The following is a 13033-nucleotide window of genomic DNA, read 5'->3' as shown; positions in this document are numbered from 1 at the left end:
GCCCTGCTGGCCGGGCTGGCCCGGGGAGCGCGGGCCGCCGTGGGTGCCCGGGTGCTGGTCGCCCTGCGGGCCACGCTGCGAGCCGGCGCCGCGTTCGGAGCCGGCACCGTGCTGCGGACCGGCACCGCGGTCCGCTCCATGCTGTGGGCCGGCGCCGCGGTCTGGACCGGCACCGCGACCTGCGCTGGCGCCGCGCTGGGACCCCGCGCCGTGTTGCGAGTCGCCGCCACGGTCCGGGCCAGCGCCACGGTCCGGTCCGGTGCCTCGCGGGGAGCCTGCGCCGTGTTGCGGGTCGCCGCTGCGGTCCTGGCCGGGAGCGCCGGGGCGGAGGCCGCCCTGGGTGGTCGCGCGGCCGGTGCCCTGGGCGTCGCGGCGGCCGGTAGTGGGCTCGGCGGCCCCGTGGCGGCCCGCGGGCTCCGCGCGCCTGCCGGGGCCGTCGCCGTCGGGAGCGCCGGGGCGGCGGCCGGAGGGCGACTCCTGGCGCCAGGACTCGGCGGCCCGGCGGCGCCCGGACGGCGACTCGTCGTCCGGGTTCGCGCGGCGGCGCCCGGAAGGCGACTCCTCGTCAGGATTCGCGCGACGCCGGCCCGACGGGGACTCCTGGTCAGGGAGCGCACGACCGCGGCCGGACGGCGACTCGTCGTCCGGGAGCGCACGGCGGCGGCCGGACGGCGACTCCTGCTCAGGCACCACACGACCACGGCCGGACGGCGACTCCTGCTCAGGCACCCGACCACGGCCGGACGGCGACTCCTGCTCAGGGAGCGCACGGCCGCGGCCCGACGACGGCTCGTCGTCCGGGAGCGCACGGCGGCGGCCCGACGGGGACTCGTCGGGAGCGGCGTGGCGGCGGCCGGACGGTGACTCGGCGGCCTCGTCCGGAGCCGCGTGGCGGCGCCCGGACGGCGACTCGAACGCCTCCTGCGCGCGACGGCGGCCCGACGGGGACTCGAACGCCTCGTCCGCCCGGCGACGACCACCCGACGGCGACTCGGACGCCTCCTCGGCGCGGCGACGGCCGGACGAGGACTCGAAGGCCTCGTCCGCCCGGCGACGACCACCGGACGGCGACTCGAACGTCTCCTCGGCGCGGCGGCGGCCGGAGGGCGACTCGTACGACGGATCCCCGGACGCGCGACGACGGCCCGACGGCGACTCCTCCGGGCGCGGCGGCCACACCGGGGCGGACGGCGGCTCGGCGGACGGCGGGCGCTGGTCGGGCACGCTCGCCCGGCCGGGGCCGGCGTCCGGGGCGCCCGGGCGGCCCGCGGAGACCGCCGCGCGGCCGGACGGCGCGTCGGAGCTGCCGGTGCGGCCGGTGGGAGGCTCGGTGCCGCGCCGGCCCGTGACAGGCTCGGCCGCGTCCGGAGCGCCACCGCGTCGGCCCCGCGCCGGCTCCGATGCCGGCGGCGGCGTAGGAGCGGCCGGGGCACGCCACGCCTGGGTCGGCTCGGGCGCCGCGGGAGCCCGCCGGCCTTGCGAAGCATCAGGCGCCCCCGGAGCCCGCCGGCCTTGAGAGGCGTCAGGCATTCCCGGAGCCCGCCGACCCTGGGAAGCGTCAGGCGCCGCGGGAGACCGCCGACCCTGGGAAGTATCAGGCGCCGCCGGAGCCTGCCGGCCCTGGGAAGCGTCGGGCGCCGCCGGAGACCGCCGACCCTGGGAAGCCTCAGGCGCCGCGGGAGACCGCCGACCCTGGGAAGCGCCAGGCGCCGACGGAGCCTGCCGGCCCTGGGGAGCATCGGGCGCCGCGGGAGACCGGCGGCCCGGGGAAGCGTCGGGTGCTGCCGGGGCGCGCCAGGCCTGGGTCGGCTCGGGAGCGCGGGGCTGCGGCGGTGCCGGCGGGTTCACCTGGTCGAGGACGTCGCGTTGGATCGGGGGCGGGCCGCCGTAGCTCAGGTCCGGGGCGTCGTCGCCGCGCGTGCCGCGCAGGTCCGCGAGCCAGCCCAGGTCCTCGTCGCTCGGGCCTTCTTCGGCCTTGCCGCGGCCGCGCCGCTTCTTGGCCTCGTCTCGACCCGAAGTCACCGGTGCCGCTCCTCCACGCTGCTCGTGTCCGGGGCGGCGGCCGTGTCGGTGGCCGCTCCGGTCCCCCGCACGATACGCCGCAGTTTCGGCAATCGTTCCGCCACCGCGCGTTCAGCGCCATGGCCCGTCGGGCGGTAGTACTCCCGGTCGCCGAGCCCCTGCGGCGCGTACTGTTGCGTCACAACGCCTCTGGGGTCGTCGTGGGGATATTTGTACCCTTGGCCGTGCCCGACCCGGGCCGCCCCCTTGTAATGCGAATCGCGTAAATGCGCGGGAACTGCACCCCCGTGGCCCGCGCGGACGTCCGCCATGGCGGCGCCGATCGCGGCGACGACCGCGTTGGACTTCGGGGCGAGGGCGAGGTGGATGACCGCCTGGGCCAGGACGATCTGGACCTCAGGCAGGCCGACGTACTCGACCGCGTGGGCGGCGGCGGTCGCGACGGGCAGGGCCGTGGGGTCCGCCATGCCGATGTCCTCGCTGGCCGAGATCACCATCCGGCGGGCGATGAAGCGGGCGTCCTCGCCGGCGCTGATCATGCGGGCCAGGTAGTGCAGGGCGGCGTCGACGTCGGAGCCGCGGATGCTTTTGATGAACGCGCTGACCACGTCGTAGTGCTCGTCGCCGGCCCGGTCGTAGCGCAGCGCCGCGACGTCGACCGCCTTCTCCGCGGTGACCAGGTCGACCTCGGTCAGGTCCTGCGCGAGCGCGGCCCCCGCCGCAGCCTCCAGCGCCGTGAGCGCCTTGCGGACGTCGCCGCCTGCCAGCAGTACCAGATGGTCCTCCGCCGGCTGCGCGAGCGTCACGGCGCCGTCGAGCCCGCGCGGATCGGTGACCGCCCTGCGCAGGAGCGTGCGGACGGCCTGCTCGGTCAGCGGCTGGAGGGTGAGCAGCACGCAGCGGGAGAGCAGCGGCGAGATCACGGAGAAGTACGGGTTCTCGGTGGTCGCGGCGAGCAGCGTGACCGTCCGGTCCTCGACCGCGGCCAGCAGCGAGTCCTGCTGGGTCTTGCTGAAGCGGTGCACCTCGTCGATGAACAGCACGGTGGGCGGGCCGCCGCGGCGGCGCTCCTTGCGGGCCGTGTCGATGACGCCGCGCACGTCCTTCACGCCGGCCGACAGGGCCGACAGGGCGACGAACCGCCGGTCGGTGGCGCCGGCCACCAGGTGCGCGATCGTGGTCTTGCCGGAGCCGGGCGGGCCCCAGAGGATCACCGACATCGGCGACGCCCCGCCGACCAGCTGGCGCAGCGGCGCGCCCGGCGCCAGCAGGTGCTCCTGGCCGACCAGCTCGTCGAGGGTGGCCGGGCGCATGCGCACGGCGAGCGGCGCGTCGTGCGCGACCGTGTCGAAACCGCCAGTGACCGCGGGATCACCGCTGCCCACCGACGACTGCACCTCGAACAACCCGTCCACGGCCCCCGACCCTACAGTCGGGGGCCGACTGACAGGTAACCGCTCAGTTCGAACGCTCGACCGGGACGGTGACGGCGTGCGGAACAGGTGCCTTCGGCTTGGCGTCGACGCCGGCCTCGGCCCGCTGCTCCGCGGTGATCGGCGTGGGCGCGCCGGTGAGCGGGTCGTAACCGCCGCCCGTCTTCGGGAAGGCGATGACCTCGCGGATCGACTCGGCGCCGGCCAGCAGCATGCAGATGCGGTCCCAGCCGAAGGCGATGCCGGCGTGCGGGGGCGGCCCGTACTTGAACGCCTCCAGCAGGAAGCCGAACTTGTCGGCGGCGTCGTCGGCGCCGATGCCGAGCACCTCGAAGACCCGCTTCTGCACGTCGGCCCGGTGGATACGGACCGAGCCGCCGCCGATCTCGTTGCCGTTGCAGACGATGTCGTAGGCGTAGGCGAGGGCCTCGCCCGGCGACTCCTCGAAGCGCTCGATCCAGTCGCGGTTCGGCGACGTGAACGGGTGGTGCACGGCCGTCCAGCCCTTGGCGCCGCCGCCGGTGCCGCCGGCGTCGGGGTCGGTGGGCTCGAACATCGGCGCGTCGACCACCCAGCAGAACGCCCAGGCGCTCTCGTCGACCAACTTGGCCCGCCGGGCGATCTCGATGCGGGCCGCGCCCAGCAGCTCCTGGGCCTCGCGCCGCTCGGCCCCGGCGGCGAAGAAGACCGCGTCGCCCGGCTTGGCGCCGACGGCGTCGGCCAGGCCGGCCAGGTGGGCCTCGGAGAGGTTCTTGGCGACCGGGCCGCGCGGCTCGCCGGTCTCGGCGTCGAGCACGACGTAGGCCAGGCCCCGCGCGCCGCGCGCCTTCGCCCAGTCCTGCCAGCCGTCGAGCTCCTTGCGGGTCTGGGTGGCGCCGCCCGGCATGACGACCGCGCCCACGTAGCCGCCCGCGTCGATGGCGCCGGCGAACACCCGGAACTCGGTGCCGCGCAGGTACTCCGTGAGCTCGGTGAGCTCCACCGAGTACCGCAGGTCGGGTTTGTCCGACCCGTACCGCGCCATGGCGTCGTGCCAGGTCAGCTTCGGGATCTCGCCGGCGATCTCGTGCCCGGCCAGGTCGGACCACAGCGCCCGCACGATCGCCTCGCCGAGCTCGACGATGTCGTCCTGGGTGACGAACGACATCTCGATGTCCAGCTGGGTGAACTCCGGCTGGCGGTCGGCCCGGAAGCCCTCGTCGCGGTAGCAGCGGGCGATCTGGTAGTACCGCTCGAGGCCGCCGACCATGAGCAGCTGCTTGAACAACTGCGGCGACTGGGGCAGCGCGTACCACGTGCCGGGCTGCAGGCGCACCGGCACCAGGAAGTCGCGGGCACCCTCGGGCGTCGACCGGGTCAGCGTCGGGGTCTCCACCTCGACGAAGTCCCGGTCGGCGAGCAGGTTGCGGGCGATCTGGTTGGCCCGGGAGCGCAGCTTCATGGCCTTGTGGGGGCCGGAGCGACGCAGGTCGAGATAGCGGAAGCGGTACCGCACGTCGTCGCTGGCGGGGTCGCCGTCGTCGACCGGCAGCGGCAGCGGCGCGGCCTCGGACAGCACCTCCAGCGCGGCGGCGACCACCTCGACGGCGCCGGTGGGCAGGTCGGGGTTCTCGTTGCCGGCCGGCCGGGCCCGCACCTCGCCCGTGACGAGCACGCAGTACTCGTTGCGCAGGGCGTGGGCGGCCGCCATCTCCTCGCGGAACACGACCTGGACCACGCCGGAGGCGTCCCGGAGATCCACGAAGATCACGCCGCCGTGGTCGCGGCGGCGGGCCACCCACCCGGCCAGCGTCACGGTGGTGCCGGCATCGGTCCCCCGCAGGGTGCCGGACTCATGGGATCGGATCACAGGGTCTCCTTCGGCGAACTACGCAAGACGGCCCATTCTTTCACTGCAGGGTCGGCGCCATGTCCTCGGCCGGGGGGTTCCACCCGGCGCTGTCCGCGGCGACCTGCTCACCGGAGCGGATGTCCTTGACCTGGTCCGGGACGTCGCCGTTGGCCGGGAACCAGACGTACGGGATCCCGCGGCGCTCGGCGTAGCGGATCTGCTTGCCGAGCTTGGCCGGCGCCGGCGCGACCTCGGTGGCGATGCCCCGGGCGCGCAGGGCGGCGGCGATGCGGTTGCTGACCGGCCGGTCCTCGTCGCTCCACAGGGCCACCAGCACCGCCGTCGGCACCGGCCGGGAGGCCGCGATCGCGTGCTCCTTGAACAGCAGGCCGAGCAGGCGGGAGACGCCGATCGAGATGCCGACGCCGGGAAACACGTCCTTGCCGGCGCTGGCGAGGTTGTCGTACCGCCCGCCGGAGCAGATCGAGCCGAACTGCTCGTAGCCGGCCATCTCCGTCTCGTACACGGTGCCGGTGTAGTAGTCGAGGCCGCGGGCGATCTTCAGCGTGGCCTCGACCAGGCCCGGGGCGTGCTCGCGGGCGGTCTCGACCACCGCGACCAGCTCGGCGACGCCCTCGTCGAGCAGTGGGTGCTCGACGCCGAGGCCGCGCACGGCCGCTTCGAACGACGCGTCGGCGGAGCGGATCTCGGCCAGGGCGAGGACGGCCTTGGCCTGGGCGTCGGTGGCGCCGCCGCCGGTGAGGGCCGCGTGGACCCGGTCGGGGCCGATCTTGTCGAGCTTGTCGACGGTGCGCAGCACCTCGTCGGGCTCCGCCAGGCCGAGGCCGCGGTAGAAGCCCTCACAGAGCTTGCGGTTGTTCACCATGATCTTGACGGCCGGGATCGGCAGCGAGCGCAGCGCGTCGCCGATGACCAGCGGGATCTCGGCCTCGTAGTGCGACGGCAGGGTGTCCCGGTCGACGATGTCGATGTCGGCCTGGAGAAATTCCCGATACCGACCTTCCTGGGGCTTTTCTCCCCGCCAGACCTTTTGGATCTGGTACCGCCGGAAGGGAAACTGCAACCTACCGGCGTTTTCCAGCACGTATCTCGCGAACGGAACGGTCAGATCGAAGTGCAGCCCCAGGCTCGCCTCCTCCTCACCCTCGGCGGCCTGGAGGCGGTGCAGCGTGTACACCTCCTTGGAGGTCTCGCCCTTGCGCAGCAGCTGGTCGAGCGGCTCGACCGCGCGCGTCTCCAGCGAGGAGAAGCCGTAGAGCTCGAAGGTGCGGCGCAGCCGGTCCAGGACCTGCTGCTCGACGATGCGCTGCGCGGGCGTCCACTCCGGGAAGCCGGACAGCGAGGCGGAAAGGGACATCGGTTACCAGCCTTTTCGGGGGGCCTCGGCGGCCTCACGCAGGTAAGGGTTGCGGGCGCGCTCGCGGCCGATGGTGGTCTGGGAGCCGTGGCCGGGCAGGACGACGGTCTCGTCGGGCAGCGTGAGCACCTTGTCGCGCAGGCTCGCGAGCATCTGGCTCATGCTGCCGCCCGGCAGGTCGGTGCGTCCGATCGAGTCGCGGAAGAGCACGTCGCCGCTGAAGCAGGTGCCCTCGCTGCGGAACATCACCGACCCGCGGGTATGGCCGGGCGCGTGGTCGACGGTCAGCTCGAGGCCGGCGATGCGCAGCACCAGGCCGTCCTCCAGCGGCGCCACGTCGTCGGGCTCGGTCCAGGTCAGGCGCCCGCCGAACAGTGCGGTGAGGTCGGTGCTCAGGCCCTTCGTCGGGTCCTTGAGCATCTCGCCGTCGTCCGGGTGGATGTACGCCGTGATGCCGCGCGCTCCGCAGACCGGCGTCACCGAGAAGGTGTGGTCCAGGTGGCCGTGCGTGAGCAGGACCGCGGCCGGCTGGAGCCGGTGCTCCGCGAGCACCTCGTCGAGCCGGTCGGTGACGCCGATGCCCGGGTCGATCACCACGCACTGCTCGCCGGGGGCCGGGGCGACGACAAAGCAGTTCGTCCCGAACGCCTCGGCAGGAAAGCCGGCGACGAGCACGCGGCGCTCCTCCCTGTCGATGTCCTGAATCCGGTCGCTGAAGACCTCGTAAACCCTATCCGGAGGTCAGGCACAGCGAACCGTGACCGGGCGGCGACCCGCATTCCGGGTTCTACCCGTACACTCTGGCGGGCGTGTGACGTGGCACCCAAATGTATTTTCCTGGAGGGGAGCGCAGGTGGCTTCCAGTAAGGCCCGGCAGCGGGCTCTGGCGCGGGCGAAGACCGAGCGGCAGATCGCGCGACGAGCGGCCGCGGCGCGGCGGCGCCGCCAGTGGCAGGCCGGCATCGGCAGTGCGGTGGCGCTCGCCCTGATCGTCCTCGTCGTCATCTGGAAGACCGGCGGGTTCGAGCCCGAACCGGTCCGCGCCTCGGAGTGCGCCTGGACCTCGGTGGAGGCCGGCTCCGGGATCGTCGACGTGGGCAAGCCGCGCACGAACGACATCCTCAAGAACGGCGTGAAGACGATGACCATCTCGCTCGGCCAGGGCACCGTCACGGCGAAGCTCGACCCGAGCAAGGCGCCGTGCACGGTGGAGAGCTTCACCTACCTGGCCAGCAAGAAGTTCTTCGACAACACCACCTGCCACCGGCTGACCGACTCGATCCTGCAGTGCGGCGATCCCTCGGGCTCCGGCAGCGGCGGCCCGGCCTACCGCTTCCCGAACGAGAACGTGCCGTCGCCGGTCGTCGACCCCTCGGCCTCCGCCTCGGCCGACGCCTCGTCGACGGGCAACGCGCTGTATCCGGCCGGTACCCTGGCCATGGCGCACTCGTCCGAGCCGGACAGCAACGGCAGCCAGTTCTTCCTGGTCTTCAAGGACGTGCAGTACCCCGCCGACTACACGATCTTCGGCACGATCGTCGGCGGTCTGGACGTGCTGACCAAGATCGGCGAGGCCGGCAACGACGGCAGCAACCAGGCCGGCGGCGGCAAGCCGAACCAGGACGTCAAGATCAGCTCGCTGACCGTCACCGACGTGGCGCCGGAGGAGCCGGCGGCCTCGCCGTCGGCGTCGACCTCGGGCAGCCCGTCGGCCTCCGCCTCGCCGGCGGCGAGCGCCTCCAGCCAGTCGTAAGTCACCCATCCATCCCCGTTGAGCAAGGAGTACCGACCGTGACCACCAACCGGGACCGCCAGCGTGCCGCGGCACGTGCGCGGCTGGAGCGGGAGATGGCCGATCGCGCCGAGAGGTCCAAGCACCGACGGCGCAGGAACACGACGATCGCCATCGGCGCGGGCAGTCTGGCGGTCCTGCTCGGCGTGGCATGGCTCGTGTACGCGCTGACCGGCGACGACAAGAAGGCGACCGAGGCGGGGGCCGACCCCTCGGCGTCCGCCACCCCGGCCGCCTGCACCTGGCTGCCGCTCGTCGACCCGTCGGCGTCGCCGAAGCCGGAGATCCCCAAGGAGGTCAAGGACGTCGGCACCCCGCCCACGTCCGGCGAGCCCCGCACCGGGACCCAGCTGATGACGCTCGACACCTCGGTCGGCAAGATCAAGATCGAGATGGACACCGCGCACGCCCCCTGCGCCGCGGCGAGCTTCACGTACCTGGCGAGCAAGCAGTTCTTCGACGGCTCGAAGTGCCACCGCCTGGTGACCTCGGGCATCTACGTGCTGCAGTGCGGCGACCCGTCCGCGACCGGCCTGGGCGGTCCGACGTACCGCTACGCCGAGGAGAACCTGCCCACCGGCCGCCGCCCGGCGTACACCGAGGGCATGGTGGCGATCGCCAAGACGCAGGACCCGTCGTCGTCGGGCAGCCAGTTCTTCATCGTGTACAAGGACATCGAGTCCCTGCAGGCCGACTACACGGTCCTGGGCAAGGTCACCGAGGGCCTGGACCTGGTGAAGAAGGTGGCCGACGGCGGTGTGGTCCCGGACGCCAACTCGCAGAGCGAGGGCGACGGCGCCCCGAAGACCGAGGTCAAGATCAATACGATGACGATCAGCCCGGCGCAGGGCTGACCCGAACGGCCCGACGGGCCGCGACCCTCCTGCGGGAGGCTCGCGGCCCGTCGCCGTTCGGATGGAACTTTCGCACCCACTGGGCCCTCCGCCGAGCCCCGACCGCCCGCTCCATGATCAAGGGAAGTATGCGGCTGTCATAGCGACCAGAAGTTTCCCTTGATCATGGCGGGACACGGCCGAGCGCGACCACAATGGGACAAAACGAGCTAAGCCAGGCGGGTCAGAAGCCCGCAAGAGCCTGGACACGCAACCCGCACGCACACGGAGCCCGCACGCGGCGGACAGGGGACGCCCGAGGGGGTAGGGAGACCCGCCCGAGGGGTAGGGAAACCGCCCGAGCCGGGCAGGGAGACCGCACGCGGCCCAGGGCGACCACCCACTCGGTCAAGGTGACCGACGACCCGCGCAGCCTGCCCAGGCCACCCAGACCCGCGCGCTGACCCACGCCGCGCGCAGCCTGCCCAGCCCACCACCGACGACGCGCGCAGCCCGCATAGGCCCGCGCGGTGACCCCCACGACGCGCGCAGGGCGACCAGAGCCGCACGGTGACCACGCCGCGCGCAGTCCGCGGACGGCGCCCTGGCCACCCAGGGCCGCGTGGTGAGTCCACGGCAGCCCCGCAGGGTGACCCAGGGCCGCGGGGAGGGACGGGGTCGGTCAGGCGCCGGACGTGACGCGGTAGGCGTCGTAGACGCCGTCGATGCGGCGCACGGCGGCCAGCAGGTGGTTGAGGTGCTTCGGGTCGGCCATCTCGAAGCTGAAGCGGCTGATCGCCACCCGGTCGCGCGTCGTCGTCACCGTCGCGGAGAGGATGTTGACCTTCTCGTCGGACAGGACGCGGGTCACGTCGGCCAGGAGCTTGTGGCGGTCGAGGGCCTCCACCTGGATGGCGACCAGGAACGTCGACGCGCTCGTCGGCTTCCAGCTCACCTCCAGGACGCGCTCCGGCTGCTCCTTCAGGTCGGCCGCGTTGGCGCAGTCGTCGCGGTGGACGCTCACGCCGCCGGAGCGGGTCACGAAGCCGAAGACGGCGTCGCCCGGGACGGGGGTGCAGCAGCGGGCCAGCTTGATCCAGACGTCGTCGACGCCGAGGACCTCGACGCCGGGGTCGGAGGCGCCGGTGCGGGTGCGGGCCGGGCGGGTCGGGATGGCGGTCTCGGCGATGTCCTCGACCGCGCCCTCCTCGCCGCCGTAACCGGCGACCAGGCGCTGGACGACCGACTGGGCGGAGGCCTGGCCGTCGCCGACGGCCGCATACAGGGCGGCGACGTCGGCGAGGTGCAGCTCGCGGGCGATCGTCATGAGCGACTCGGAGGTCAGCAGGCGCTGCAGGGGCAGGCCCTGCTTGCGCATCGCCTTGACGATCGCCTCCTTGCCGGCCTCGATCGCCTCCTCGCGGCGCTCCTTGTTGAAGTACTGCCGGATCTTCGTGCGCGCCCGCGGGCTCTTGACGAAGCCCAGCCAGTCCTGGGTCGGGCCGGCGGTCTCCGACTTCGAGGTGAAGATCTCGATGACGTCGCCGTTGGACAGCGTGCTCTCGAGGGGCACGAGCTTGCCGTTGACCCGCGCGCCGATGCACTTGTGGCCGACCTCGGTGTGCACCGCGTAGGCGAAGTCGACCGGGGTCGAGCCGGTGGGCAGCGCGATCACGTCGCCCTTCGGCGTGAAGACATACACCTCCTGGCTGGACAGGTCGAAGCGCAGCGCGTCGAGGAACTCGCTCGGGTCGCTCGCCTCGCGCTGCCAGTCGAGCAGCTGCCGCAGCCACGTCATCTCGTCGATGTGCGCCGGCGGGCCGGCGATCGTGGCGTTCTTCGTCTCCTTGTAGCGCCAGTGGGCGGCGATACCGTACTCCGCGGTGCGGTGCATCGCGTAGGTGCGGATCTGCAGCTCGACCGGCTTGCCGGTGGGGCCGATGACCGTCGTGTGCAGCGACTGGTACATGTTGAACTTCGGCATGGCGATGTAGTCCTTGAACCGGCCCGGCACGGGCTGCCAGTTCGCGTGGATCACGCCGAGTGCCGCGTAGCAGTCGCGGACGGTGTCGACCAGGATGCGCACGCCGACCAGGTCGTAGATGTCGCCGAAGTCGCGGCCGCGGACGATCATCTTCTGGTAGACGGAGTAGAGGTGCTTCGGGCGGCCGGTCACCTCAGACTTGATCTTCGCCGCGCGCAGGTCGGTGGCGACCTTCTGGGTCACCGTGCGCAGCAGCGAGTCGCGCTGCGGGGTGTGTTCGGCGATGAGCCGGCTGATCTCGTCGAAGCGCTTGGGGAACAGCGTGCGGAACGCCAGGTCCTCCAGCTCCCACTTGATCGTGTTCATGCCCAGGCGGTGCGCGAGCGGGGCCAGGATCTCCAGCGTCTCCTTGGCCTTCTGCTCCTGCTTGGGGCGGGGCAGGAAGGTCAGGGTGCGCATGTTGTGCAGCCGGTCGGCGAGCTTGATGACCAGCACCCGCGGGTCCTTGGCCATGGCCACGACCATCTTGCGGATCGTCTCGGCCTTCGCCGCGTCGCCCAGCTTGACCTTGTCGAGCTTGGTCACGCCGTCGACGAGCAGCGTGACCTCGCCACCGAAGTCGACCTGCATGCGCTCGATCGTGTACTCGGTGTCCTCGATGGTGTCGTGCAGCAGCGCGGCGACCAGCGTGGTGGTGTCCATCCCCAGGTCGGCGAGGATGGTGGCGACCGCGAGCGGGTGCGTGATGTAGGGGTCGCCGGACTTGCGGAACTGCCCCTTGTGGAAGTGCTCGGCCATGTCGTAGGCCCGCTGGAGCAGGCGCACGTCGGCCTTCGGGTGGCTCGCCTTGTGCTGCGCGATCAGCGGCTCGAGGACCTCGCTGACCTGCGGGCTCTGCCAGGGCGCGTTGAACCGGGCCAGCCGGGCGCGGACCCGCCGGCCGGTCGGCGCGGCGCCGACCAGGCCCAGGGCGGCGCCGGTCATGGTGCTGGCCTCGGTCAGGTCCTCGGTGTCCTCCCCTACCGGGTCGCCGGCCGGGCGGCGGTCGGTCGCCCGCCGCTGCGGCGTCTCGGACTGGTTCGGCGCCACGGGGAACTGCAGCACCACGCCACCTGCCTCGGCCGTCTCCGGCTCGGGGGTCGTGGGCGTGTCCTGCCGCGGTTCATCCTGCACGTGGTCGACCGTACCCTCAATGGGGGGTGCGATGTCGCCGGTCACCGGCCGCTCCTCATCGCCGACAACGTAGGAACGCCAATCGTACCCGGCCCCGCCGACATTTCCGTGCAACAAAAGTGCCGCTCAGACGGTCAACAGGGCATGAACCGGACGTCCTTCCAGCCGCCCCCGGCCGGACAGGAACGAAAGCTCCAGGAACACGCTGAAGCCGCTCACCGTGCCGCCCGCCCGCTCGACGAGGCCGAGGGTCGCGGCCGCGGTCCCGCCCGTGGCGAGCACGTCGTCGACGACGAGCACCCGCTCCCCGGCGATGAAGGCGTCGGCGTGGACCTCCAGGGTCGCCTCGCCGTACTCCAGCGCGTAGGTGGCCGCCACCGTCTCCCGGGGCAGCTTGCCGGCCTTGCGGACGGGCACGACGCCCTTGCCGGTCGCGTAGGCCACCGCGGCGGCGATCACGAACCCGCGCGCCTCGATCCCGGCGACCACGTCGAACGTCTCCGCGCCCTGCTCGTCGACGATCGCGTCGATCGCCGCGCCGAACGCCGGCCCGTCGGCGAACAGGGGCATCAGGTCCTTGAACAGGA

At 72.9% G+C, this 13033-nt stretch carries 8 protein-coding genes and 1 pseudogene; 3 read left to right on the top strand and 6 right to left on the bottom strand.

Features of this window, described 5'->3' with window-relative positions; translation table 11 throughout:
- Positions 1 to 864: pseudogene (locus ABZS66_RS56415) on the top strand (hypothetical protein); the annotation flags it as partial.
- Between the two features lie 1154 nt (positions 865 to 2018).
- Here ABZS66_RS56415 and ABZS66_RS56410 read toward each other — a convergent pair.
- The 4 genes from ABZS66_RS56410 to ABZS66_RS56395 all read right to left on the bottom strand — a co-directional run bounded on the left by ABZS66_RS56410 (position 2019) and on the right by ABZS66_RS56395 (position 7339).
- Positions 2019 to 3407 (bottom strand): replication-associated recombination protein A, encoded by a 1389-nt coding sequence (locus ABZS66_RS56410; protein ID WP_354772380.1) that lies wholly within the window; start codon positions 3405 to 3407, stop codon positions 2019 to 2021.
- 73 nt (positions 3408 to 3480) lie between these two features.
- A complete protein-coding gene (gene aspS, locus ABZS66_RS56405; RefSeq protein ID WP_354772378.1) occupies positions 3481 to 5304 on the bottom strand; it encodes an aspartate--tRNA ligase in 1824 nt (607 codons plus the stop codon).
- Between the two features lie 40 nt (positions 5305 to 5344).
- On the bottom strand, positions 5345 to 6664 hold the full coding sequence (gene hisS, locus ABZS66_RS56400) for a histidine--tRNA ligase (protein ID WP_354772376.1): 1320 nt from the start codon (positions 6662 to 6664) through the stop codon (positions 5345 to 5347).
- Between the two features lie 3 nt (positions 6665 to 6667).
- Complete coding sequence (locus tag ABZS66_RS56395) at positions 6668 to 7339, bottom strand: MBL fold metallo-hydrolase (RefSeq protein WP_354772374.1); 672 nt, start codon at positions 7337 to 7339, stop codon at positions 6668 to 6670.
- A gap of 178 nt (positions 7340 to 7517) precedes the next feature.
- Between ABZS66_RS56395 and ABZS66_RS56390 the strand changes: the two genes are divergently transcribed.
- Both ABZS66_RS56390 and ABZS66_RS56385 read left to right on the top strand, forming a co-directional pair.
- Positions 7518 to 8417: a peptidylprolyl isomerase gene (locus ABZS66_RS56390; protein WP_354772372.1), complete on the top strand. Its 900-nt coding sequence runs from the start codon at positions 7518 to 7520 to the stop codon at positions 8415 to 8417.
- 38 nt (positions 8418 to 8455) lie between these two features.
- Positions 8456 to 9310 carry a peptidylprolyl isomerase gene (locus ABZS66_RS56385; protein WP_354772370.1) on the top strand — a complete coding sequence of 285 codons (855 nt, stop codon included), beginning with the start codon at positions 8456 to 8458 and terminating at the stop codon, positions 9308 to 9310.
- A gap of 661 nt (positions 9311 to 9971) precedes the next feature.
- Here the strand turns inward: ABZS66_RS56385 and ABZS66_RS56380 are convergent.
- A complete protein-coding gene (locus tag ABZS66_RS56380; protein WP_354772368.1) occupies positions 9972 to 12446 on the bottom strand; it encodes a bifunctional (p)ppGpp synthetase/guanosine-3',5'-bis(diphosphate) 3'-pyrophosphohydrolase in 2475 nt (824 codons plus the stop codon).
- 126 nt (positions 12447 to 12572) lie between these two features.
- Positions 12573 to 13033 (bottom strand): adenine phosphoribosyltransferase (locus tag ABZS66_RS56375; protein ID WP_354772366.1); only part of this gene is annotated, 461 nt, incomplete at its 5' end.

The sequence above is a fragment of the Dactylosporangium sp. NPDC005572 genome (assembly GCF_040605515.1).
Taxonomy (GTDB): domain Bacteria; phylum Actinomycetota; class Actinomycetes; order Mycobacteriales; family Micromonosporaceae; genus Dactylosporangium.
This window is presented reverse-complemented; position numbering and strand designations above follow the sequence as displayed.